Source organism: Halomonas sp. 3H (assembly GCF_024206005.1).
Lineage (GTDB): Bacteria > Pseudomonadota > Gammaproteobacteria > Pseudomonadales > Halomonadaceae > Halomonas > Halomonas campaniensis.
On record NZ_CP100360.1, the window covers coordinates 3,212,759 to 3,235,157 of the forward strand.

21 protein-coding genes are annotated in these 22,399 nt (G+C 69.7%); 14 read left to right on the top strand and 7 right to left on the bottom strand.

The window, feature by feature from the left end:
• The first annotated feature begins 5 nt into the window (after nucleotides 1–5).
• Nucleotides 6–890, top strand: a complete 885-nt coding sequence (locus NFC98_RS14795) for a DMT family transporter (protein WP_254275684.1) — start codon at nucleotides 6–8, stop codon at nucleotides 888–890.
• Between the two features lie 7 nt (nucleotides 891–897).
• Here NFC98_RS14795 and NFC98_RS14800 read toward each other — a convergent pair whose 3' ends face one another.
• The 4 genes from NFC98_RS14800 to NFC98_RS14815 form a co-directional block, all read right to left on the bottom strand.
• Nucleotides 898–2,163, bottom strand: a complete 1,266-nt coding sequence (locus NFC98_RS14800) for a TRAP transporter large permease (RefSeq protein WP_254275685.1) — start codon at nucleotides 2,161–2,163, stop codon at nucleotides 898–900.
• Entirely contained in the window at nucleotides 2,160–2,726 is a 567-nt protein-coding gene (locus NFC98_RS14805; RefSeq protein WP_254277854.1) for a TRAP transporter small permease, read from the bottom strand. Before NFC98_RS14805 ends, NFC98_RS14800 begins: the two co-directional genes overlap by 4 nt.
• A gap of 15 nt (nucleotides 2,727–2,741) precedes the next feature.
• The gene (locus tag NFC98_RS14810; RefSeq protein ID WP_254275686.1) at nucleotides 2,742–3,725 is read right to left on the bottom strand and encodes a TRAP transporter substrate-binding protein; all 984 of its coding nucleotides are present in this window, start codon (nucleotides 3,723–3,725) and stop codon (nucleotides 2,742–2,744) included.
• A gap of 132 nt (nucleotides 3,726–3,857) precedes the next feature.
• On the bottom strand, nucleotides 3,858–4,541 hold the full coding sequence (locus NFC98_RS14815; RefSeq protein WP_254275687.1) for a GntR family transcriptional regulator: 684 nt from the start codon (nucleotides 4,539–4,541) through the stop codon (nucleotides 3,858–3,860).
• 159 nt (nucleotides 4,542–4,700) lie between these two features.
• Here NFC98_RS14815 and dctP point away from each other — a divergent pair, with 159 nt between their 5' ends.
• From dctP to NFC98_RS14845, 6 genes are all read left to right on the top strand, one after another.
• Complete coding sequence (gene dctP, locus NFC98_RS14820) at nucleotides 4,701–5,708, top strand: TRAP transporter substrate-binding protein DctP (RefSeq protein ID WP_254275688.1); 1,008 nt, start codon at nucleotides 4,701–4,703, stop codon at nucleotides 5,706–5,708.
• Nucleotides 5,709–5,779: 71 nt separating this feature from the next.
• Nucleotides 5,780–6,301, top strand: a complete 522-nt coding sequence (locus tag NFC98_RS14825) for a TRAP transporter small permease subunit (protein ID WP_254275689.1) — start codon at nucleotides 5,780–5,782, stop codon at nucleotides 6,299–6,301.
• A gap of 2 nt (nucleotides 6,302–6,303) precedes the next feature.
• Nucleotides 6,304–7,638: a TRAP transporter large permease gene (locus tag NFC98_RS14830; protein WP_183332286.1), complete on the top strand. Its 1,335-nt coding sequence runs from the start codon at nucleotides 6,304–6,306 to the stop codon at nucleotides 7,636–7,638.
• 13 nt (nucleotides 7,639–7,651) lie between these two features.
• On the top strand, nucleotides 7,652–9,019 hold the full coding sequence (locus NFC98_RS14835) for a malonyl-CoA decarboxylase (protein ID WP_254275690.1): 1,368 nt from the start codon (nucleotides 7,652–7,654) through the stop codon (nucleotides 9,017–9,019).
• Nucleotides 9,016–10,533, top strand: coding sequence for a malonyl-CoA synthase (locus tag NFC98_RS14840; protein ID WP_254275691.1), 1,518 nt, complete (start codon nucleotides 9,016–9,018; stop codon nucleotides 10,531–10,533). The genes NFC98_RS14835 and NFC98_RS14840 overlap by 4 nt, the downstream gene beginning before the upstream one ends.
• Before the next feature lie 20 nt (nucleotides 10,534–10,553).
• Nucleotides 10,554–11,150 carry a 2-hydroxychromene-2-carboxylate isomerase gene (locus tag NFC98_RS14845; protein WP_254275692.1) on the top strand — a complete coding sequence of 199 codons (597 nt, stop codon included), beginning with the start codon at nucleotides 10,554–10,556 and terminating at the stop codon, nucleotides 11,148–11,150.
• Between the two features lie 24 nt (nucleotides 11,151–11,174).
• On the opposite strand, the gene NFC98_RS14850 is transcribed toward NFC98_RS14845, so the two are convergent.
• Nucleotides 11,175–13,157, bottom strand: coding sequence for an aconitate hydratase (locus NFC98_RS14850; protein ID WP_254275693.1), 1,983 nt, complete (start codon nucleotides 13,155–13,157; stop codon nucleotides 11,175–11,177).
• A gap of 61 nt (nucleotides 13,158–13,218) precedes the next feature.
• A complete protein-coding gene (locus tag NFC98_RS14855; protein ID WP_254275694.1) occupies nucleotides 13,219–13,908 on the bottom strand; it encodes a GntR family transcriptional regulator in 690 nt (229 codons plus the stop codon).
• Nucleotides 13,909–14,117: 209 nt separating this feature from the next.
• Here NFC98_RS14855 and NFC98_RS14860 point away from each other — a divergent pair, with 209 nt between their 5' ends.
• The 7 genes from NFC98_RS14860 (at nucleotide 14,118) to NFC98_RS14890 (ending at nucleotide 21,527) form a co-directional block, all read left to right on the top strand.
• Nucleotides 14,118–14,873 (top strand): haloacid dehalogenase type II, encoded by a 756-nt coding sequence (locus NFC98_RS14860; RefSeq protein ID WP_254275695.1) that lies wholly within the window; start codon nucleotides 14,118–14,120, stop codon nucleotides 14,871–14,873.
• Nucleotides 14,874–14,888: 15 nt separating this feature from the next.
• Nucleotides 14,889–15,788 carry a LysR family transcriptional regulator gene (locus NFC98_RS14865; protein WP_254275696.1) on the top strand — a complete coding sequence of 300 codons (900 nt, stop codon included), beginning with the start codon at nucleotides 14,889–14,891 and terminating at the stop codon, nucleotides 15,786–15,788.
• A gap of 290 nt (nucleotides 15,789–16,078) precedes the next feature.
• On the top strand, nucleotides 16,079–17,071 hold the full coding sequence (locus NFC98_RS14870) for a TAXI family TRAP transporter solute-binding subunit (RefSeq protein WP_254275697.1): 993 nt from the start codon (nucleotides 16,079–16,081) through the stop codon (nucleotides 17,069–17,071).
• Between the two features lie 99 nt (nucleotides 17,072–17,170).
• The gene (locus NFC98_RS14875; protein WP_254275698.1) at nucleotides 17,171–19,129 is read left to right on the top strand and encodes a TRAP transporter fused permease subunit; all 1,959 of its coding nucleotides are present in this window, start codon (nucleotides 17,171–17,173) and stop codon (nucleotides 19,127–19,129) included.
• Complete coding sequence (locus NFC98_RS14880; RefSeq protein ID WP_254275699.1) at nucleotides 19,126–20,073, top strand: D-2-hydroxyacid dehydrogenase family protein; 948 nt, start codon at nucleotides 19,126–19,128, stop codon at nucleotides 20,071–20,073. Before NFC98_RS14875 ends, NFC98_RS14880 begins: the two co-directional genes overlap by 4 nt.
• A gap of 29 nt (nucleotides 20,074–20,102) precedes the next feature.
• Nucleotides 20,103–20,504, top strand: a complete 402-nt coding sequence (locus NFC98_RS14885; protein WP_254275700.1) for a carboxymuconolactone decarboxylase family protein — start codon at nucleotides 20,103–20,105, stop codon at nucleotides 20,502–20,504.
• Between the two features lie 45 nt (nucleotides 20,505–20,549).
• The gene (locus NFC98_RS14890) at nucleotides 20,550–21,527 is read left to right on the top strand and encodes a TAXI family TRAP transporter solute-binding subunit (protein ID WP_254275701.1); all 978 of its coding nucleotides are present in this window, start codon (nucleotides 20,550–20,552) and stop codon (nucleotides 21,525–21,527) included.
• A 185-nt stretch (nucleotides 21,528–21,712) separates the two neighbouring features.
• Here the strand turns inward: NFC98_RS14890 and NFC98_RS14895 are convergent, their stop codons facing one another.
• Nucleotides 21,713–22,366: a flavin reductase family protein gene (locus NFC98_RS14895; protein WP_254275702.1), complete on the bottom strand. Its 654-nt coding sequence runs from the start codon at nucleotides 22,364–22,366 to the stop codon at nucleotides 21,713–21,715.
• Nucleotides 22,367–22,399: the final 33 nt, after the last annotated feature.

A 22,399-nucleotide genomic window follows, 5' to 3' on the forward strand; every position in this document is an offset into this window, starting at 1 on the left:
CGACCATGCAGCTCGACAGCTCACGCCGGATCGGCTCCCCCTGGCTCGGCGCCGCTGCCGCCGCCCTGGCGGTGGTGCTCTGGGCGCTGGTGCCGCTGCTGGCCGCCCAGGCCGGCGAGCTGCCGCCGCTGCGCCTGGCGGCCCTGGCGCTGCTGGCCGGGGCCCTGGGCACCCTGCCCATGGCACGCCGCCGGCGCCATCGCGATGCATTGCTCTCTCGCTTGCAGGGAGGGCTGATCTACCTGGGGGTGCCGCTGCTGGTCGCCGGTGCGGTGGGGGCCTGCGTCGCCGCCTTCCGCCTGGCGCCCGCGGAGGAGGCAGCGCTGATCCTCTACACCTGGCCGGTGCTCTTCCTGCTTGCCAGCCGGCGGTTGGCAACGGGCCGGCTGTCGGCCAGCATCCTCACCGGTGCCGGCCTGGCCTTCTCCGGGGCGGCGCTGCTGGTCGCGCCCCAGGCCCTGGCGGGCGGGGTGTCCGGCGCCTGGGCTGGCCACGGCCTGGCCCTGCTGGGTGCCGCGTGCTGGGCGCTCTACTCGCTGGCCTGCCAGGTGCCTGCCTGGCGACTGGGCGAGCGCATGCCCCACCTGCTGCTGACCGCCAGCGTCATGGTCGGCGGGCTGAGCCTGGTACTGGAGGGCGTGCACGCCCTGCCCTCCCGTGAGTCCCTGCTGGCGACCGCCGCCCTGGGGCTCGGGCCCTACGGCCTGGCCATGCTGGCCTGGGACCGCGCCCTGCGCGACCCGCAGGCCCACCGGGTCGGCCAGCTTGCCCACGCGGTGCCGGTACTGGCCACGCTGTTCCTAGTGCTGGCGGGTGTCGCCACGCCGGACTGGCGGCTGCCCCTGGCCGCGGTGCTGGTGGTGGCGGGTAGCATGACCGCGAGCCGGTGAAGGCCCCTCAGCGTCCGATCAGCGCTGTGGTGAGCCAGGGCTGCCAGGCCAGCAGCACCAGGGTGGCGAGGCTCGCCAGCAGGAAGGGCAGCAGCGAGCGGAAGATGCGCAGCGGCGGCGCCCCGGTCATCGACGAGGCGATATAGAGCCCCGCCCCCACCGGCGGTGTCAGCAGGCCCAGCACCAGGGTCAGGCAGACCACCACCCCGAACTGGTAGGGGCTGATGCCGAACTGCTGGGTGGCGATGGGCAGCAGGATCGGCACCACCAGGATCAGCGCGGCGATGCCGTCGATGATCATGCCCACCAGCAGCAGCACGCCGATCATCAGCAGCAGGAACAGGAAGGGGTCGGTGGTCAGCGCGGCGATCCAGGCCGCGGCCATCTGCGGCAGCCGCTCGTAGACGATCACCCAGCCGAACACCCCGGCGGCGGCGATCAGCATGATGACGAGCCCGGCGTTGACCGCGGTGCGACGCAGCACCGCCGGCAGCATGGCGAACTTCAGGTCGCCGTAGAGGAAGCGCCCCAGCAGCAGCGCGGCCAGCGACGCCAGGGCCGCCGACTCCGTGGGGGTGGCCAGGCCCAGCAGGATGCCGCCGATGATGATCAACGGGATCGCCAGCGCCGGCAGCCCCATGGCCAGCGCGCGGCGCGCCTCGGCGCGGGTCGGCCACCGCCCCCTGGGGTACTGCTGGACCAGACCCACCACGGCGATGGCCAGGAAGAAGCTGAAGCCAAGCAGCAGCCCCGGCAGGATGCCGGCGATGAACATCTCGGCGATGGGCACCTGGGCCATCACGCCGAACAGCACGAAGAGCATCGAGGGCGGGATGATCGGCGAGAGCAGCCCGCCAGCGGCGGTGATCGCCGCGCTGTAGGGCCGGTCGTAGCCCTCCTGCTCCATGGCAGGGACCATGGCCCGGGACATGATGGCGATCTGCGAGGCGGCCGAGCCGATGATCGCCGCCATCATCATGTTGGCGACCAGGTTGATATAGGCCAGCCCGCCGCGGAAGCCGCCCACCAGCAGCCGCGCCAGGTCGATCAGCCGACGGGTCACCCCGCCCTCGTTCATCAGTTCGCCGGCCAGCATGAACAGCGGGATCGCCAGCAGCCCGTAGCTCTCGATGGCGCCGAAGAGCTGCTGGGGGTAAGACTCGAACAGCACGCCGTTGCCCGACACCTGGATGTAGAACATCGCGGTCAGCGCCAGCACCAGGGCGATGGGTACCGCACCGAGCAGCAGCAGGGTGAAGATCGCCACCGTCATCGGCTGGCCTCCGGCGGCGGGGGTGCCTGCCCCGGGTCACGCAGCCCGCGCAGGGCGCCGCCCAGGTTGACCAGGCCGTGGAGGGTCAGCGACAGCGCGAACCAGGGCAGGATCAGCCACACCCAGAACTTCCTGATGCCCAGGGTGGAGGTGTTCTCGGCGTAGATGAAGTTGAAGGTCTCGCCCTGGAAGGCCTGGACGTCGAAGCCCAGGCGCGCCAGGGTGAGCGGCTGGTACCAGCGCCAGCAGAGCCACAGCAGCAGCGCCGCGAACACCACTACCGCCAGGTCGACCAGCGCCATCAGCAGGCGGTGGCCGAAGCCCGGCAGGGCATCGGCCACCAGGGTGACGGCGATGCCCTGGCGGCGCTTGAGCACCGCGCCGGCGATCAGGAAGGTCATCCAGATCATGGCGTAGATGGAGAGCTCGCTGATCCAGTAGAGCGGGCTGCCCGCGGCGCGGAAGGCCACGTTGACGAGGATCAGCAGGGTGACCGCCGCCGCCAGGGCGGCGGCGGCGATCTCCTCCAGGCGCGCCAGGCGATCGGAGAGGCGGGACAGCATCGGCACCGCGGCCCCTTACTGGCGCAGCCGCTCGGCTTCCTCGCGCAGCGCCTCGAGCATCGGCGCCTTCTCGGCCCAGGTGGCCTCCCACTCGGCGATGGCCTCGCTGAAGAACTCGGCGTCGGCCTCGACGATGTTGAGGTCCAGGCCGCGGATCTCCTCTTCCTGGGCGGCGTCCATGGCCTGGAAGCCGGAGAGCACGTTCTCCAGGTGCTCGGCCATGGTGGACTCGATCAGCGCCTGGTCCTCGGCGGAGAGCTCGCGCCATACCCGCCCGGAGACCACGCCCACCATCGGGAACATCATATGGTTGGAAATCAGCAGGTTGTCGGCCTGTTCGTAAAACTTGAGGATCAGGATCGAGTCGAAATCCATGTCGATGGCATCCACCTGGCCATTGGCCAGCGCATCGTAGACCTCGAGCAGCGGCAGCGGCGCCGGGGCCGCGCCGGTGGCGGTATAGAAGTCGCGGATCGGTTCGAAGGGGGTGATGCGCAGGCGCTGGCCGCGCATGTCGTCCATGCTCTCGATCGGGTCGCGGCTGAGCACCTGGCGCATGCCCACCATGCCGTAGCCCATGCCCACCAGGCCCACCCCGGCGGGCATCAGGTCGAGCAGCTCGCCGGCGGTATCGGAGCGCAGCAGGCGCGCGGCGTGGTCCACGTCGTCCACCAGGTAGGGGGCGTAGAGGGCACCGAAGTCGGGGATGCGGTTGGAGATCTCGGCGATGGTCAGGAAGGCCATGTCCAGGGCGCCGGTCTGCAGCTGCTGGACCATCTGCGCCTCGTTGCCCAGCTGCTGCGCCGGGAAGACGCTGACGCTGTGCTCGCCGCCGGAACGCTCGTGCAGGGTCTCGGCGAAGGCCTCGGCCTCGGTGCTCCACATATGCTGCGGCGGGGTGATCAGCCCCAGGCGGAAGTCCCGCGCCTGGGCGGTCAGGGAGGAGGCGGCCAGGGCGGTGGCGGCCACGGCCAGGGTCAGCGTCTTGAGTCGATTCATGGGAGCCTCGTGTCGGTCCAGCGCCCCCGCCCTCGGGTGAAGTTCATGGCGGCGGGGCCTTGTTGTCATAGGCAGACGAGATTACCTCAGACGGGGCGTTGATGGCAGCCACGGCCCGACGACGAAGGGCACTCAGCCGGCCCCGCTGAGCGGCTTCTCGAACTCCCTGACGCTGGCCACGAAGTCGCTGAAGCGCTCGCCCTGGATCAGCACGTGCTGGCGCAGGGCCTCCTCGGCGGCCGAGGCGTCGCCCCGTTCGATGGCGGCGATGATCTCGCGATGCTCGGCCAGCGATCCCCCGATCCGCTGACGCACCTGCAGCTGCAGGCGCCGGTAGGGCTTGAGCCGCTGCTTGAGCTGGCGCGCCTCGCCGGCCAAGAAGGTGTTATGGCTGGCGGCATAGATGCGGTGGTGGAACTCCTCGTTCTCGTAGTAGTACTCGTCGGGGTCCCCCGCCTCGGCCGCCGCCTCGCAGCGCGCCAGGGCCTCGCGCAGGCCGACCAGCTCCTCCACGCTGATGCGCCGCGCCGCCAGGCGCCCGCACATGCCCTCCAGCTCGGCCATCACCTCGAACATCTCGATCAGCTGGTCGATCCCCACCCGGGCCACGAAGGTGCCCTTCTTGGGCGACACCGTGACCAGGCCGCTGGCCACCAGCTGCTGGATCGCCTCGCGCACCGGCGTGCGCGAGACGTTGAACTCGCGCCCCAGCGCCTCGGGGTCCAGGCGCTCCCCCGGGGTGCGCCGCCCGTTGATGATGTCGTCTTCCAGCGAGTCCTTGAGTCGCTGCGCATTGGATCGTTTCTCGCCGCCCATGGGGCCTCTCCCTGGTGGTGGGCATCGACCTGCCCCGCCGGTCCGGGCCGGCTTGTTGTAATGCAACAAATTTGACATGGGTATACACAGGAGCTATTGAAGTATACATCAGCTTAGCTGATGGACATCACAACACAACAACAAGCGCCTGGAGATCCCATGAAACGCCAACTCACCCCCGCCTTGGCCGCCCTCGGCCTGGCCATCGCCGCCGCCTCCGTCACCACCGCCGCCTCCGCCGAGACCGTGCTGCGCGCCTCCCACCAGTTCCCCGGCGGCCAGGGCGACGTGCGCGACGAGATGGTCCAGATGATGGCCCGCCACGTCGAGGAGGCCGACGTCGGCCTCAAGATCGAGGTCTACCCCGGCCAGTCGCTGTTCAAGGCCCGCGAGCAGTGGGGCGCCCTGACCCGCGGCCGCCTGGACATCACCTCGCTGCCGCTCGACTACGCCAGCGGCCGCCACCCGGAGTTCTCCGCCACCCTGATGCCAGGCCTGGTGCGCAACCATGACCATGCCCGCCGCCTGAACGACTCCGAGTACATGGAGATGATCAAGGCGGTGATCCTCGACGGCGGCGCCCGCGTGCTGGCCGATGCCTGGCTCTCCGGCGGCTTCGCCTCCAGCGAGCGCTGCGTCACCTCCCCCGACACCGTCGACGGACAGAACTTCCGTGCCGCCGGCCCGGCCTTCGAGCAGATGCTGGAAGCCGCCGGCGCCTCCATCGCCTCCATGCCGTCGTCGGAGGTCTACACCGCCATGCAGACCGGCGTGCTGGACGCCGCCAACACCTCGTCGATGTCGTTCATCTCCTTCCGCCTCTACGAGCAGGTGGACTGCCTGACCGAGCCGGGCGACTTCGCCCTGTGGTTCATGTACGAGCCGATCCTGATCTCCGAGCAGGTCTGGCAGGGCCTCGACGAGACACAGCAGGCCGCCCTGATGGAGGCCGGCCAGGCCGCCGAGGACTTCTTCGCCGCCGAGGCGGCGGCCATCGACCAGCAGATGGTCGAGGTCTACGAGGAGAACGGCGTCGAGGTGGTGCGCATGAGCGAGGAGGACTACAACGCCTGGCTGGAGATCGCCCGCGAGACCTCCTACAAGAACTTCGCCGAGAACGTTCCCAACGGACAGGCCATCATCGACGCCGCCCTGGCCGTCGAGTAGGCCACCGAGTGACACCCGACTGACCGGCCACCCCGCGGGGTGGCCGCCTTCACCTCACTCCCGAGAGAACCATGGCAACTTCCTCCTCACACCAGATCGCCGCGCGCCGTGGCCCGATCGGCGGCTACATCCGCCTGATGGACAGGGTGTCGCGGGTGACGGCCTACCTGGCCGGCCTGCTGTTCGTCGCCGGCGTCCTCGTCATCTGCCAGATGGTCTTCATCCGCTACGTGCTGGGCATGAGCACCAGCTGGCAGACCGAGTTCACCGTCTTCTCCGTCACCGGCGCCATGCTGCTGGGCAGCCCCTACGTGCTGATGACCGGCGGCCACGTCGCCATCACTCTGCTCCCCGATGCCCTGGGCGGCATCGCCCGCAAGGCCATGCGCCTGGTGGCCTCGCTGGTCGGGCTGGCCTTCTGCACCGCCCTGGCCTATGCCGCCTGGATCTACGTCTGGGAGGCCTGGGAGGGCGGCTGGACCACCGGTACGGTATGGAACCCTCCCCTCTGGCCGGGCCTGATGCCCATGGCCGTCGGGGCGACGCTGCTCAGCCTGCAGTACGTCGCCGAAATCCTTCGCGGGGAGCACTGAGCATGGATCCGATCACCCTGGGCATCATCGTCGCCATCGCCCTGATCGTGCTGATGGCCATCGGCACCCCCATCGCCTTCGCCCTGGGCGGCGTCTCGCTGGTCGCGCTGATCTACGATCGCGGCCTGCCGGAGCTGACCTACTTTGGCGAGACCTTCTTCGACCGCATCGCCGAGTTCGGCTTCGTGGCCATCCCGATGTTCATCCTGATGGGCGCCGCGGTGGCCTCGTCTCCCACCGGACGCGACCTCTACCGCTCGCTGGACCTGTGGATGGGCCGGCTGCCGGGGGGCCTGGCCGTCTCCAACATCGGCGCCTGTACCATCTTCTCCGCCCTCTCCGGCTCCTCGCCCGCCACCTGCGCGGCGATCGGCAAGATGGGCATCCCCGAGATGCGCACCCGCGGCTACCCCGACGGCGTCGCCGCCGGCTGCATCGCCGCCGGCGGCACCCTGGGCATCCTCATCCCGCCCTCGGTGACCATGATCATCTACGGGATCTCCACCGAGACCTCCATCGGCCGGCTGTTCATCGCCGGCGTGATGCCGGGGCTGATGCTGGCCGGCCTGTTCATGGCCTGGACGATGATCGCCTGCCGCCTGGCCGGGGGCTACAACAACCCCATGGCGCAGAGCGCCGAGCGCCTGAAGCAGACGGTCAAGGAGAACGTCGACGCCAACCTCAAGGCGCTGGTGCGGGTGCTGCCCTTCCTGGCCGTGGTGGCGGGCATCCTGTTCGCCCTCTACGGCGGCGTGGCCACCCCCTCCGAGGCCGCCGGCGTCGGCGCCTTCCTGTGCCTGGCCCTGGCGATCCTCATCTACCGCATGTGGCGGGTGGGCCCGATCAAGCTGATCATGCGCGACTCGCTGCGCGAGAGCGTGATGATCATGCTGGTGATCGCCTGCGCCGAGGTGTTCGCCTACGCCCTGTCGTCGATGTTCATCACCCAGACCGTGGCCGGCGCCATCGCCGACCTGGAGGTCAACCGCTGGGTGCTGATGGGCATCATCAACGTCTTCCTGCTGGTGGCCGGCTTCTTCCTGCCGCCGGTGGCGGTGATCGTGATGACCGCGCCGATCCTGCTGCCGATCATCCTGGCGGCGGACTTCGACCCCTACTGGTTCGCGGTGATCCTGACCATCAACCTGGAGATCGGCCTGATCACGCCGCCGGTGGGGTTGAACCTGTTCATCATCAAGGGCATCGCCCCGGACATCTCGCTGCGTAACATCCTGATGGGCAGCCTGCCCTACGCGCTGTGCATGGTGCTGGGGATCCTGCTGCTGTGCCTCTTCCCGGGCATCGCGCTATGGCTGCCCAACCTGATCATGGGCTGAACGGAGTCGCGTCATGAACATGAGCTTCCTGCAGGAGCTGTTCAACAGCATCACCCAGCGCGACGCCCTGCTGCGGCGGCGCAGCGGGGAGTCCACCACCCCCGACCACGGGCAGCTGGTGGCGGCCTGCCAGGCGCTGCTGGAGAGCGACGGCGAGGCCTCCAGCATCGCCCTGGCCAGCCGGGCGCTGGCCATGTACCGCCGGCTGGACCCCGCAGAGCGCGAGCGCTTCTTCGCCCGCCTGGCGGCGGAGTTCGCCGCCGAGCCGGCGCGCATCGACGATGCCTACGCGGCCTATCGGGAGGCCCGCGACAACGCCAGCCTGCAGGCGCTGTTCGAGGCCTGCGAACCACGCCGCCAGGAGCTGTTCCGGCGGCTCAACCTGGCCAGCGACGGCACCGTGGAGCTGGTAAGGATGCGCGAGGACCTGCTGGCCCTGCTGCGCGACCACCCCGAACTGGACGCCATCGACGCCGACTTCGCCCACCTGTTCGGCTCCTGGTTCAACCGCGGCTTCCTGGTGCTCAAGCGCATCGACTGGAACACCCCGGCCTCGATCCTCGAGAAGATCATCCGCTACGAGGCGGTGCACGAGATCCAGGACTGGGACGACCTGCGCCGCCGCCTGGACGCCCGGGACCGCCGCTGCTTCGGCTTCTTCCACCCGGCCATCGGCGACGAGCCGCTGATCTTCGTGGAGGTGGCGCTGTGCAAGGGGCTGCCGAACCGCATCCAGCCGATCCTCTCCGGGGAGGGCGCCGGCGGGGAGAGCGGGGTCGAGGAGCCCGACGAGGCCGACACCGCCGCCTTCTTCGGCATCAGCAACTGCCAGACCGGCCTGCGCGGCATCTCCTTCGGCAACTTCCTGATCAAGCAGGTGGTCCAGGAACTCAAGCAGGAATTGCCGCAGCTCAGGCACTTCGTCACCCTGTCGCCGGTCCCCGGCTTCCGCCAGTGGCTGGAGGAGCGCCGCGGCGACGAGGCCCTGCCCGAGGCGCTGCGCGAGACCCTCGGCGAGCTCGACGCAGCCGAGTGGCATCGGGACGCCGAGCGGGCGGCGCGGCTCGAGGCGGTGGTCCGGCCGCTGGCCGCCCGCTACCTGGCCGAGGAGAAGAACGCCCGCGGCCTGCCGCAGAACGCGGTGGCCCGCTTCCACCTGGGCAACGGCGCCGAGCTGCATCGGGTCAACTGGCTGGGGGACACCTCGGCCAAGGGGCTCAAGCAGGCCGCCGGCCTGATGGTCAACTACCTCTACGTGCTCGAGGAGATCGAGCGCAACCACGAGAACTACAGCGCCAACGCCACCGTGGCCTGTTCGAGCGAGGTCCGCGACCTCGCCCGCAAGGCCCGGAAGCTGGCCAAGGGAGAGCACAGCAAATGAACCACAACCTCTTCGCGACCTTCGCCGAGCGCATGCGCGAGCGCGGCGACGCCGACTTCATCACCACCCGCGAGGGGCGCGGCTACACCTACGCCGAGGCGCTGGCCGCCAGCGCCCGCCTGGCCGGCGCCCTGACCGCACTCGGCGTGCAGCAGGGGGACCGGGTCGCGGTGCAGGTCGACAAGAGCCCCGAGGCGATCCTGCTCTACCTGGCCTGCCTGCGCATCGGCGGCGTCTACCTGCCGCTCAATACCGGCTACACCGGCGACGAGATCCGCTACTTCCTCTCCGACGCGGAGCCGGCGCTGTTCGTCTGCCGCCCGGCCAGCCTGGAGGAGGCCCGCGGCCTGGCCGCCGAGACCAGCTGCCCGGCGGTGGCGACCCTGGGCACCACCGCCGACGGCAGCCTGATGGAGCAGGCCGCACAGGCCACGCCGCGGGAGGCCATCGTCGAGCTCGGCGAGCGCGACCTGGCGGCGATCCTCTACACCTCAGGGACCACCGGGCGCTCCAAGGGCGCCATGCTGACCCACCGCAACCTCGGCTCCAACGCCGAGACCCTGCGCCAGGCCTGGCACTTCACCCCCGAGGACCGGCTGATCCACGCCCTGCCGATCTTCCACACCCACGGCCTGTTCGTGGCCTGCAACGTCACCCTGATGACCGGCTCGAGCATGCTCTTCCTGCCAAAGTTCGACGCCGACGTGATCTTCGAGGAGATGCCCCGCGGCAGCGTGCTGATGGGGGTGCCCACCTTCTACACCCGGCTGGTGGCCGACGAACGCCTGACGCCGGAGGTCACCGCCCAGATGCGCCTGTTCGTCTCCGGCTCGGCGCCGCTGACCGCCGAGACCCACCGCGAGTTCGAGCAGAAGACCGGCCATGCCATCCTCGAGCGCTACGGCATGACCGAGACCAACATGAACATCTCCAACCCCTACGACGGCGAGCGCCGTGCCGGCACCGTGGGCATGCCGCTGCCCGGGGTGGAGTACCGCATCACCGACCGCGAGACCCACGAGCCGGTGCCCGCCGGCGAGATCGGCATGCTCGAGATCCGCGGCCCCAACGTGTTCATCGGCTACTGGCGGATGCCCGAGAAGACCCGCGAGGAGCTGCTGGACGACGGTTTCTTCATCACCGGCGACCTGGCCATGGTCGACGAGCGCGGCTACGTGCATATCGTCGGTCGCGACAAGGACCTGGTGATCTCGGGGGGCTACAACGTCTACCCGAAGGAGGTCGAGCAGCTGATCGATGAGCTCGAGGCGGTCCACGAGTCGGCGGTGATCGGCCTGCCCCACCCGGACTTCGGCGAGGGCGTCACCGCCGTGGTGGTACGCCGGCCGGGCGCGACGCTCGACGAGGCCGGCGTGCTCGCCCACCTGGACGGCCGACTGGCGAAGTACAAGCAGCCCAAGCGCGTGTTCTTCGTCGACACCCTGCCCCGCAACACCATGGGCAAGGTGCAGAAGAACGAGCTGCGCCGGCAGTTCCAGGACACCTACCGCTGACCCGACGAGGAACCGCGACCATGGCCCACCGGATCACCTACTACTACACCCATGTCTCCCCCTGGAGCTATCTGGGCCATGCGCGGCTCGGCGAGATCGCCGCCCGCCACGGCGCCACGATCGACTACGTGCCGATCACCCTGGGGGCGATCTTCCCGCGCACCGGGGGGCTGCCGCTGGCCAAGCGCGCCCCGGCCCGCCAGGCCTACCGGATGGTGGAGCTCAGGCGCTGGCCAAAGCGTCTGGGCCTCCCGCTCAACGTGGAGCCCAAGCACTTCCCCACCGACGACCGCCCCGCCGCCCGGCTGGCCCTGGCGGCCAAGGCACAGGGGCACGACATCGCCGAGCTCTCGCTTTCGCTGATGAGGGCCTGCTGGGTGGAGGAGCGAGACATCGCCGAGGCGAGCACCCTGCGCGAGGTCGCCGACGCGGTCGGCCTCGACGGCCGGGCCCTGCTGGCCGAGTCCGAGGGCCCCGAGGCCCAGGCGCGCCTCGACGAGGCCTGCCGGCTCGCGCTGGTGGAGGGCTGCTTCGGCGCCCCCTGGTACAGCGTCGACGGCGAGCCCTTCTGGGGCCAGGACCGCCTCGAGCTGGTCGAGGAAGCCCTGGCCCGCTGACGGCTGACCCGTCAGCGGCAAGGCTCAGCGGGCCGCCGACGCCTCGCCCTGGCGCGCCCGCAGCAGGTTGATCACCCCGCCCGCCGCCAGCAGCTCCCGCTGGCGGCTGCTCAGCCCGTGGTGCAGGCGGAACGTGCCCTTGCCGACCACCTCGGCGGCGAGGTCGGGGCCGGCGGCCAGCTGGGCATGCAGGTCGCGGATCACCAGGCTGTCGCCCCGCTCCAGCCGCTTGGCATCCCGCGGTGACACGAAGGTGAGCGGCAGGGCGCCGAAGCACACCAGGTTCTGCCAGTGGATGCGCGCGAAGCTCTCCGCCACGACCACCTGCAGCCCCAGGTAGCGCGGCACCAGGGCGGCGTTCTCGCGACTCGATCCCTGGCCGTAGTTGTGGCCGCCGACGATGGCATGGCCGCCCAGTTCGCGGCTCGCCTCGGCGCGCCGGGCATAGTCGGGGTCGACCGCCTCGAAGGTGAAGGGGGCCGAGGCGTAGACGCTGCTCCAGTAGGGCATCACCCGCTGGCCCGCCGGCATGATGTCGTCGGTGGAGACGTTATCGCCGGTGACCAGCAGCACCGGCACCTCCAGGAGGTCGGGCAGCGGCGACAGCTCCGGCAGCGCCGGGGTGTTGTCGGTCTTCTGCAGCGGCTTCAGGCGTGCCTGGGCCGGCGGCAGCGGCGCCGTGAACAGCTCGCGGTTGACCACCATCCGCTCGGGCTCGACGATCCGCGGGCAGGCCATGTCGAGGGTGCGCGGGTCGGTGATCACCCCCGCCAGCGCCGAGGCGGCAGCGGTCTCGGGACTGCACAGGAAGACGCTGTCCTCGCGGGTGCCGGAGCGGCCAGGGAAGTTGCGCGGCACGGTGCGCAGGCTGTTGAGCCCCGCGGCCGGGGCCTGGCCCATGCCGATGCAGCCGTTGCAGCCGGTCTGGTGGAGCCGTGCCCCGCTGGCGACCAGGTCGGCGAGGTACCCTTCTCGAATCAGCGTGGTCAGCACCTGGCGCGACGAGGGGTTGATGTCCAGCGAGACGCCCTCGGCCACGGTGCGCCCGCGCACCATCTCCGCCACCACCGCGAAGTCCCGGTAGCCCGGATTGCCCGAGGAGCCGATGTAGGCCTGGTGCAGCGGTTCGCCGGCCACCTCGCTTACCGGCACCACCCTGTCGGGGCTGGAGGGCAGCGCGATCAGCGGCACCAGACCCGAGAGGTCCAGGGTCTCCTCCCGGTCGTAGGTACAGCCCGGCTCGGCCGCCAGCGGCTGCCAGTCCCCCTCGCGGCCGCGGGCCGCCAGGAAGCGGCGGGTCTCCTCGTCGCTGGGGAAGACCGTGGCGGTGGCGCCCATCTCGGTGCCCATGTTGGCCAGCACGTGGCGGTCCATGGCGGAGAGGTGCGCGAGGCCCGGGCCATGGTACTCGATGATGGTGTCCTTGCCGCCGGCCACGCCGTGGCGCCGCAGCAGCTCGAGCACCGCATCCTTGGCCGAGACCCAGTCGGGCAGGCGGCCCTCCAGGCGGATGCCCCACACCTCCGGCATGGTCAGGTAGAGCGGCTCGCCGGCCATGGCCGTGGCCACCTCGATGCCGCCGGCGCCGATGGCCAGCATGCCCAGCGAGCCGGCGGCGGTGGTGTGGCTGTCGCAGCCGACGATGGACTGGCCCGGCACACCGAACTGCTCCATGTGGACGGGATGGCTGATGCCGTTGCCGGGGCCGGAGTACCAGACCCCGAAACGCTCGCAGGCGCTCTTGAGGAACAGATAGGTCTCGGCATTGAGGTGGTCGGCCTGCACCAGGCCGTGGTCGATGTACTGCACGCTGGGGTCGGTGTGCACGCGATCGAGGCCCATGGCCTCGAGCTCCAGCATCACCAGGGTGCCCAGCACATCCTGCAGCAGGGCCTGGTCCATGCGCAGGGCGATCTCGCTGCCGGGGATCATCGCGCCCTCCACCAGGTGGTCACGGATCAGCTGCTGGGCCAGGTTGAGGGGTTTACGGGTGTCGTGGGAGTTCATGGGAGCGGTCCTGAAGGTGTTGTTGTAGGGACTCGTGGGTCGGGGCTGGCGCCGAGGGACGTCAGGCGCGATGCAGTCGCCGGCGGAAGGCCGGCTCCTCGGCCTCCTCGTCGCGTGCTACCGGGCGAAGCTGGGCGGCCCGGGCGGCCAGGATGTGTGCGCGCATCACCGAGGCCGCCCATTCGCCGTCGCCCAGCGAGAGGGCCCGGATCAGCTCGCGGTGGTGCTGCATGCTGCCGTGCAGCTCGTCGCGGGTGTAGCGGTGGAAGCTGCGCCGCGAGACGGGGATCTGCACGATGGTCTCGAGCAGCCGCTGCAGCCGGGGGCTGTCGGCCGCCGCCACCAGCTCGGCATGGAAGCGGTTGTTGAGCTGGGCAATCTCGTCCACGGAAGCGTCGTCACCGCGCTCGCAGAGCGCCTCCATGCGTTCGGCCAGGCCGTCGAGGGTCGCCAGGCGCTCGGCATCGATCCGCGGCGCGGCGCGCCTGACCACCTGGGGCTCAAGCAGCACGCGCAGCTCGAACACCTCCTCCACGTCCCGTTGGGTCCAGGCCACCACCCGGGCGCCATGGTGGGGAATCGCCTCCACCCAGCCATCGGAGACCAGCCGCCGCAGCGCCTCACGAATCGGCGTGCGGCTGAGCGCCAGCTCCTGGCCGATGGTGGCCTCCCGCACGTAGCTGCCGGCGGGATACTGGCCGTCGAGGATGCGCTTCTTGATGATCTGGTAGACCCGATCGGCGGCTGTCATGGCGGTCTCCCTTCGACCAAGGTAGGAGGCAATGTTGTGTACGATTGATTGCGCCGAAGGCCAATATAGGCCTACATTTGGCCAAAATCGAGCCTGATTGCATACAACTCTCCCTTGGACGCTCTTCCAACGCTACTCCCAGCCCGGGATGTCCGTGGGGACGCCGGCCAATCGGCGGCGACAACCGACAACAATCACAGGAAGCGACCATGTCCCACGCCACGCCCCCGCCCGGCCAGGGCCGAGACTCCCTGGCCGAGGTCAAGGCCCTCACCTTCGACGTCTTCGGCACCGTGGTGGACTGGCGCAGCAGCGTCATCCGCGAGGGCCAGGCGCTGGGTCAGGCACGTGACCTGGACGTGGACTGGGCGGCCTTCGCCGACGCCTGGCGGGGCGGCTACGCCCCGGCCATGGATCGAGTGCGCCGCGGCGAGCTGCCCTGGACGCGGCTCGACGACCTGCACCGCATGACCCTGGATCGGCTGATCGACGCGTTCGGCCTCGCCGACGCCCTGGGCGAGGAAGACCGGCAGCACCTCAACCGCGCCTGGCACCGCCTCGATCCCTGGCCGGACAGCGTGGCGGGGATGGAGCGCCTCAGGCCGCGCTTCATCCTCGCCCCCCTCTCCAACGGCAACGTCTCGCTGCTGGTCAACATGGCCCGGCATGCGGGGCTGCCCTGGGACTGCGTGCTATCGGCGGAACTGGCCGGGCACTACAAGCGCGACCCGGAGGTCTACCACAAGGCCTGTGAGCTGCTCGACCTGGCGCCCCACCAGGTGATGATGGTGGCGGCCCACCAGGACGACCTCCAGGCGGCCCACCGCGAGGGGCTGCGTACCGCCTTCGTCAGGCGCCCCCTGGAGCATGGGCCGGACGCCGTCCCCGACCTGACGGTGGATCCGGTCTTCGACCTGGTGGCCGACGACTTCCACGACCTGGCCGACCAGCTGCTCGCCCCCTGACCCGGGATCGCCGCCATGAGACTCGACCCCACCTCGCTCAGGCTGTTCGTCCGGGTTGCCGAGACGGGCACCATCACCGGCGCCGCCGAGGCGGAGTACATCGCCACCTCCGCGGTGAGCAAACGGCTCAGCGAGCTGGAGGCCCACTTCAGCACCCCGCTGCTGAAGCGCAACAACCGCGGGGTGGAGCTGACGCCGGCCGGCAACGCCCTGCTCAACCTGTCGCGTGGCGTGCTGCACAACCTGGAGGATCTCGAGCTGCAGATGCGCGAGTACTCCAGCGGCAATCGTGGCATCGTCAGGGTCTTCGCCAACATGTCGGCGATCACCCAGTACCTGCCCACCGAGACCCAGGATTTCTTCGAGAAACATCCCGATATCGGCGTCCAGCTGGAGGAGAAAGTCAGCCCGATCATCACCCGGGAGGTGATGAGCAACAACGCCGATATCGGCGTCTGTGCGCGGCTGCCCCACGGCTATGACCTGGTGGAATTTCCCTACCATGTCGACGACCTGGTGCTGGTCACGCCCCTTGACCACCCGCTGGCCGACCGCGAGACGATCGACTTTCGCGAATGCCTGGACTATCCCCACGTGGGGCTGCACACCTCCAGCGCCATCAACCTGGAACTGCTGCGCGCCGCCAGCCTGGCCAACCGGCCGCTTCGGCTGCGTATCCAGGTCACCAGCTACGACGCCCTGTGCATGATGGTCCAGGCCGGCCTGGGCGTCGGCGTGGTGCCCCGCGGGGCGATCCGCCAGTACGTGGGGGGCCTGAACGTGAGGGTCCTGTCGATCCGCGACGCCTGGGCCAGGCGAAGATTGAGCATCTACGTTCACGACCCGGAGCGGCTCTCCATGGCCGCCAGAATGTTCGTCGACCACCTGATCGAATCCGCCGCATCGAGCGGGTGACCGCGGCCATCATCGCGCCGAACCCGCCGGCATTTCTTCGCTGCAATGCGGCAAAAAGCGGGGCGATTCCTGCCTTCGTATCTGGAGAAGGCGGGTTCATGAATCACCAATGTACAGGCTGACAGCAGGAGGGTATCAATGAAACCTGGCTCGCTGCCTCCCGTCCCGAGTCACACGGCGAGCCACCGGACGATTGCCGGCCACCACCGGCGCCAGCGTCCCGAACGACAACCGCATCCCGCGAGACAACAACAGTGCAACCGGCTCTCCGGAGCCAGGAGAACACGACAATGACATCGCTGACCCGCAAGGCACGCCTGATCATCCCCGCTTCGCTCATCGCCATCGGCAGCCTCGGCGCCGCCAATGTCCAGGCCCAGTCCGAGACCGCGCTGAACATCGGCGCCGTTCCCACCGGCACCGGCTGGTTCTTCGGCATCTCCGAGGGTGCCCGGGTGATCAGCGCCAACACCCCCTACGAGATCACCGTGCGGGAGACCGGCGGCACCCGCGAGAACGCCATCCGCCTCTCCCGCGGCGAGCTCGACCTGGCCTTCACCGAGGCGCTGGTAGGCTACGAGATGTTCAACGGCATCGGCCGCTTCGAGGACACCCCCAACCCCGACGCCCGCCTGATCTACTGGATCGCCCCCTCCACCATGCACTGGGCGGTACGCCAGGACAGCGGCATCGAGACCTTCGAGGACCTCAACGGGGCGCGCTTCAACCCCAGCAGCATCGGCGGCGGCGGCGAGTACATCACCGAGCTGGTGTTCGGCATCCTGGGCGTGGAGCCCGACTTCCAGCGCATGCGCATCAACGACGCCGCCGAGGGCGTGACCGACGGCCGCCTGGTGGGCTTCAGCTACAACGGCGTGCCGCCCATTCCGGCCTTCACCGAGGTGCATGCCTCGCGCCCCCTGCAGCTGCTGTCGCTCTCCGACGAGCAGGTCGAGGCGGTCACCGCGGAGCTGCCCTTCCTCACCCCGACCCTGATTCCCGCCGACACCTACACCGGCATGAGCGAGGCGCAGTCGCTGGGGATCTACATGGGCGTGGCGGCCAACGCCAGCCTGGATGACGACGCCGTCTACGAGATCACCAAGGCCTACTGGGAGAACCACGAGCAGGTGGCCAACTCCTTCAAGCCGGCCGACGGGGTGACCCCGCAGGACGTGATCGACAACGCCACCTTCCCGCTGCACGCCGGCGCCCTGCGCTACTATCGTGACGACCTGGGCCTCGAGATTCCCGAGGATGTGATACCCCCCGAAGCCCAGTAACCCCCTCTCCCCGCGGGCCCCGCGCCCGCGGGGGGTTCCCCGATGCCCTTATCCTGACGCACCGCCCTGTCCCTCTTGCCGCGGTGCGGGAGTCATCCGATGGACACCCCTGCAAACCCCAACGTCGTCGAGAAGTACTCGGAGGACTCGGGCAAGCGCCAGCTGACCGGTTTCTGGTTCCTGGTGACGCGCCTCGCCGCCGTCTCCATGGCGCTGTTCCACCTCTACACGGCCGTCACCGGTCCGGTGAACACCCAGAACGCCATCCACCTGCTGTTCGCGCTGCCGCTGATCTTCCTCGCCTACAGCTGTCGCCGCCGCGACGCCGACCGCATTCCCTGGTATGACCTGGTGCCGATCGTCCTCGGCGTGGTGGTCAGTGCCTACTACGTGATCCACTTCGACCGCATCATCTACCAGCTCGGCTACCTGATGCCCACCACCCTGGACATCGTCTTCGGCATCTCGGCCATCCTGCTGCTGCTCGAGTCGTGCCGCCGCGCCATCGGCCTGGCCTTCCCGGTGCTGGTGCTGATCGCTCTGGCCTATGCCGCCTTCGGCCAGCACCTGCCCGGCGTCTGGGGCCACGGCGGCTTCCGCTGGGACGACCTGGTGGCCACCTTCTACCTGAGCCCCACCGGCGTCTACGGCAGCCTGATGCGCACCTCCTCCACGGTGATCGTCATCTTCATCATGTTCGGCGCCCTGCTGGTCACCACCGGCGGCGGCGACACCTTCATGCGCCTCTCCAACGCCGCCACCGGGCGCATGGCGGGCGGGCCGGCCAAGGCCGCCACCCTGTGCAGCGCCATGTTCGGCAGCATCAGCGGCAGCACCGCCGCCAACGTCGCCACCACCGGGGTCTTCACCATCCCGATGATGAAGAAGAACGGCTACAGCCCGCGCTTCGCCGCCGCCACCGAGGCCTCCGCCTCCACCGGCGGGCAGATCCTGCCGCCGATCATGGGCGCCGCGGCCTTCGTCATGGCCGACGTCATCTCGACGAGCTACCTGGAGATCATCGGTGCCGCGCTGATCCCGGCCCTGCTCTTCTACCTGGCCATCTGGATGAGCGTGCACTTCGAGGCCAAGCGCCTGGGCCTCAACCCGATCCCCAAGTCGGAGCGGCCCAGCCTGCGCGAGGGGCTGTTCAACATCGAGACCCTGGTGATCCCGCTGGCGGTGCTGATCACCCTGCTGGTGATGCGCTACACCCCGACCACCGCGGCCGTGGCCGCCTACTTCACCGCCATGGCGCTCTACCTCTTCTCCTGGCGCAGCCCGGGGAGCTTCGTCGACCGCCTCAAATCGCTGCCCGCGGCGCTGGAGGCCGGCGCCATGACCGCCGCCATGATCGCGGTGATCATCGGCAGCGTGGCGATCATCGCCTCGGTCATCAGCCTCACCGGCCTCGGCCTCAAGGTCTCCTCGGTGATCCTCGTGGTCAGCGGCGGCGACGTGCTGATCACCCTGCTGCTGGCCATGGTGGTGGCGATCATCCTCGGCATGGGGCTGCCCACCGTGGCCGCCTACATGCTGGCCGCCTCGGTGGTGGCGGGGGCCTTCATCGAGGCCGGCCTGCCGAACCTCTCGGCCCACCTGTTCATCCTCTACTTCGCGATCCTCTCCGGGGTCACCCCGCCGGTGGCGCTGGCCGCCTACATCGGCGGCGCCATCGCCGGTTCGCACTGGTTCCGCACCGCGCTGACCGCCACCAAGATCTCCCTGGGCGGCTTCCTGATCCCCTTCATGTTCATCTACCACCCGCCGCTGCTCGGCGACGGCACCGCCCTGCAGATCGCCATGGCGGTGGGCTCCGGGGTGCTCGGCATCATCGCCCTGGCCGCCTCCACCATCGGCTACTTCCTGCGGCCCTGCTCCTGGCTGGAGCGCGGCCTGCTGCTGGCCGCGGCCCTGATGCTGATCAGCGGACAGGCGATCACCGACGTGGCCGGCATCGCCCTGATCGGCGGCCTGTTCGCCTGGCAGCTGCTGAGACACCGCGACGCCGTGGGTGCCCCGGCGCGCCCCTCCCCCGACAAGGAGCCTGCACGATGAGGATCGTGATACCCGACGACTACCAGGACTGCGTGCGCACCCTGGACGCCTTCGCCAAGCTGGAGGGCCACGAGGTCACGGTGTTCAACGACACCGTCACCGACCTCGACACCCTGGCGGCGCGCTTCCAGGACGCCGAGGCCCTGGTGCTGATCCGCGAGCGCACGCCGATCACCGCCGAGCTGCTCGACCGCCTGCCGCGCCTCAGGGCGATCAGCCAGACCGGCGGCGGGGCCGCCCACGTCGACCTGGGCGCCTGCAAGGCGCGAGGCGTCACGGTGATGGCCGGCACCGGCTCGCCCTACGCCGCCGCCGAGCTCACCTGGGGCCTGGTGCTGGCCGCCATGCGCCATATCCCCGAGGAGGCCGCCAACCTCAAGGCCGGCCGCTGGCAGCGCACCCTGGGCACCGGTCTCAAGGGGCGCACCCTGGGCATCTTCGGCTACGGCAAGATCGGCCAGCTGATGGCCCGCTACGCCCGGGCCTTCGAGATGGAGGTGCTGGTGTGGGGCCGCGAGGGCACCCGCCAGCGGGCCATCGAGGCGGGCCTCGAGGTGGCCGCCAGCCAGGCGGAGCTGTTCGAACTCAGCGACGTGCTGAGCCTGCACCTGCGCCTCAACGACGAGACCCGCGGCATCGTCACCGCCGAGGACCTGGCGCGCATGAAGCCCACGGCGCTGCTGGTCAACACCGCCCGGGCACCGCTGCTCGCCCCCGGCGCCCTGGAGGCCGCGCTGCGCGCCGGCCGCCCGGGCATGGCCGCCGCGGACGTCTTCGACGACGAGCCGGTGGTCAGCCACCCGCTGCTGGAACTGCCCAACTTCCTCGGCGTGCCCCACCTGGGCTACGTGGAGAAGGACAGCTACGAGCTCTACTTCGGTGACGCCTTCGACAACCTGCTGGCCTTCGCCGCCGGCGAGCCCGTCACTGATCTGGCCCAGTAGCCGCCCCGTGAACGAGAAGGAGCCGTGACATGAGCAAACGACAGGACGATCTTGATCCCAGGGGACTCGCCACCCGCCGCGAGGTGCTCGGCGACGCCTACGTGGACGCCGCCCTCTCCCAGGTGGATGACTTCAGCTGGCCCATGCAGGAGCTGGTGACCCGCAACTGCTGGAACGACATCTGGAACCGCCCGGGCCTGGCGCGCCCCACCCGCAGCCTGATCAACATCGGCATGCTGGTGGCGCTGAACCGCCCCCATGAGCTCAAGGTGCACCTGCGCGGTGCCCTCAACAACGGCTGCAGCGAGGAGGAGATCCGCGAGGTGCTGCTGCAGTGCGTGCCCTACTGCGGCTTCCCGGCCGCCATCGACGGGCTGCGGGTGGCCCGCGAGGTAATCGCCGCCTGGCGAGAGGAGCAGGCCGGCCGATGAGGCCGGCCTGCTGCCGACAACAACAACCGTGCAAGGAGAACTGCCATGAGATCGATGTCCCATCGCCTGCTTACCCCGCTGGCCGCCGCCGTGCTCACCGCGGGCCTGGCGGCCCCCGTGCTCGCCGACGAGGCCGTCAGCATCGGGGTCGCCCCGACCGCCTCCGGCTGGTACTTCGGCTTCTCGGAGCTCTCGCGGCTGGTCAGCGGCGACGCCCCGCTGGAGGTCTCGGTCCGCGAGACCGGCGGCTCCCGCGAGAACGCCATCCGCCTGGGCCGCGGCGAGATCGACATGGGGCTGATCGACGCCCCCGGCGCCTATGAGGCCTACAACGGCGAGGGGCGCTACGAGAACGACGCCATCGAGCAGATGCGCATGGTGCTGTGGGTCGCGCCCTCCACCATGCACTGGGCGGTGCGCCAGGACAGCGGCATCGAGACCTTCGAGGACCTGGAGGGAGCCCGCTTCAACCCCAGCAGCATCGGCGGCGGCGGCGAGTACATCACCGACCTGGTCTTCACCGCCCTGGGCATCTCGCCGGACTTCCAGCGCATGAGCATGTCGGACGCCGCCGACGCCGTGGTGGACGGCCGCATCGTCGGTTTCAGCTACAACGGCATCCCGCCGATCCCGGCCTTCACCGAGGTGCACTCCTCGCGCCCGCTGCGGGTGCTGTCGATGACCGACGAGCAGGTGGCCACCGCTACCGAGGCGCTGCCCTTCCTGTCGCGCACCGAGATCCCCGAGGGCACCTACCGCGACATGCCGGCGGCCACCACCCTGGGCACCTACATCGGCATCGCCGCCACCAGCGACCTCTCCGAGGAGGCCGGCTACGAATTCACCCGGGCCTACTGGGAGAACATCGAGCGCCTGGGCGAGACCTTCGCCCCGGCCAAGGGCATGACGGCCGAGATCTCGGTGGAGAACACCACCACCCCGCTGCACGCCGGGGCGGTGCGCTACTACCGCGAGATCGGCATCGAGGTGCCGGAGGCGCTCGTTCCGCCGGAAGCTCAGTAAGCCAAAACGCCCCGACGGGTCCGAGGCTATTGCATATAGCTTCCGCCGCTCGGGGCTGATCTGGCGGCAAGCCTGCGAGGAGGCGCTGTGAATACCTCCCTGTACGCTACCGATGCCATCCCTGGCATAGGACCTCCTCTTCGGCTTGACCCCAGCGCCCCTTACTTCATTCCCTTCACCAAGCCTTAACGGCCGCCGCGCTGCTGAGCGCTCATGGCGCTGCCCGAGGCCGGACGCTCCACCTCGAAGAGGTCGGTGCAGCGGGCGTAGTCGTTGCCCGCCATGCGCCCGATGGGCTTGAGCCCCTCGGCATCGACGTGGCGCCCGTCCCACAGGGTGTCGTCGACATGGATCGAGACCACCTCGGCCAGCACCAGATTGCCGGCCAGGGGCTGGTCGCCGAAGCGGATGATCTCGCGCAGGCGGCAGCCGAAGGCCACCGGGGCGCCGGCCACCCGCGGCACCGAGACACCGGCCATCGCCACCTTCTCCAGCCCGGCGTGGACGAACTCGTCGGCGCCGTGCTCCAACCCCGCGCTGGTGGCGTTCATCTCCTTCACCAGCCCCTCGCCGCTGATATGCACCACGCACTCCCCCACCTCGCCGAGGTTGCGGATGGTGTCCTTGGGGTTGCCGTCGCCGTCGAGCAGCGGCGAGAAGCCCAGCACCGGCGGGTTGACGCTCACCACGTTGAAGAACGAGAAAGGCGCCAGGTTGGCGTTGCCCGCGGCGTCCAGGGTCGAGACCCAGGCGATGGGGCGCGGGCAGATGCTGCCCGACAGCAGGCGGTAGATCTTGCCCGGGCTCAGGGGGTGTTCTTCGAGCAGGTAGTCGCTCATGACAGGGGCTCCGTGAGAATCGCGATCCCCCGA

Coding starts and splice junctions, on each gene's coding strand:
- NFC98_RS14815 (WP_254275687.1), bottom strand. CDS start 4,541: ATGGGCGGCGAGAAACGATCCAATGCGCAGCGACTCAAGGACTCGCTG.
- NFC98_RS14860 (WP_254275695.1), top strand. CDS start 14,118: ATGTCCCACGCCACGCCCCCGCCCGGCCAGGGCCGAGACTCCCTGGCC.
- NFC98_RS14810 (WP_254275686.1), bottom strand. CDS start 3,725: ATGAATCGACTCAAGACGCTGACCCTGGCCGTGGCCGCCACCGCCCTG.
- NFC98_RS14885 (WP_254275700.1), top strand. CDS start 20,103: ATGAGCAAACGACAGGACGATCTTGATCCCAGGGGACTCGCCACCCGC.
- NFC98_RS14795 (WP_254275684.1), top strand. CDS start 6: ATGCAGCTCGACAGCTCACGCCGGATCGGCTCCCCCTGGCTCGGCGCC.
- NFC98_RS14805 (WP_254277854.1), bottom strand. CDS start 2,726: ATGCTGTCCCGCCTCTCCGATCGCCTGGCGCGCCTGGAGGAGATCGCC.
- NFC98_RS14890 (WP_254275701.1), top strand. CDS start 20,550: ATGAGATCGATGTCCCATCGCCTGCTTACCCCGCTGGCCGCCGCCGTG.
- NFC98_RS14880 (WP_254275699.1), top strand. CDS start 19,126: ATGAGGATCGTGATACCCGACGACTACCAGGACTGCGTGCGCACCCTG.
- NFC98_RS14895 (WP_254275702.1), bottom strand. CDS start 22,366: ATGAGCGACTACCTGCTCGAAGAACACCCCCTGAGCCCGGGCAAGATC.
- NFC98_RS14845 (WP_254275692.1), top strand. CDS start 10,554: ATGGCCCACCGGATCACCTACTACTACACCCATGTCTCCCCCTGGAGC.
- NFC98_RS14855 (WP_254275694.1), bottom strand. CDS start 13,908: ATGACAGCCGCCGATCGGGTCTACCAGATCATCAAGAAGCGCATCCTC.
- NFC98_RS14840 (WP_254275691.1), top strand. CDS start 9,016: ATGAACCACAACCTCTTCGCGACCTTCGCCGAGCGCATGCGCGAGCGC.
- dctP (WP_254275688.1), top strand. CDS start 4,701: ATGAAACGCCAACTCACCCCCGCCTTGGCCGCCCTCGGCCTGGCCATC.
- NFC98_RS14865 (WP_254275696.1), top strand. CDS start 14,889: ATGAGACTCGACCCCACCTCGCTCAGGCTGTTCGTCCGGGTTGCCGAG.
- NFC98_RS14800 (WP_254275685.1), bottom strand. CDS start 2,163: ATGACGGTGGCGATCTTCACCCTGCTGCTGCTCGGTGCGGTACCCATC.
- NFC98_RS14835 (WP_254275690.1), top strand. CDS start 7,652: ATGAACATGAGCTTCCTGCAGGAGCTGTTCAACAGCATCACCCAGCGC.
- NFC98_RS14875 (WP_254275698.1), top strand. CDS start 17,171: ATGGACACCCCTGCAAACCCCAACGTCGTCGAGAAGTACTCGGAGGAC.
- NFC98_RS14870 (WP_254275697.1), top strand. CDS start 16,079: ATGACATCGCTGACCCGCAAGGCACGCCTGATCATCCCCGCTTCGCTC.
- NFC98_RS14825 (WP_254275689.1), top strand. CDS start 5,780: ATGGCAACTTCCTCCTCACACCAGATCGCCGCGCGCCGTGGCCCGATC.
- NFC98_RS14850 (WP_254275693.1), bottom strand. CDS start 13,157: ATGAACTCCCACGACACCCGTAAACCCCTCAACCTGGCCCAGCAGCTG.
- NFC98_RS14830 (WP_183332286.1), top strand. CDS start 6,304: ATGGATCCGATCACCCTGGGCATCATCGTCGCCATCGCCCTGATCGTG.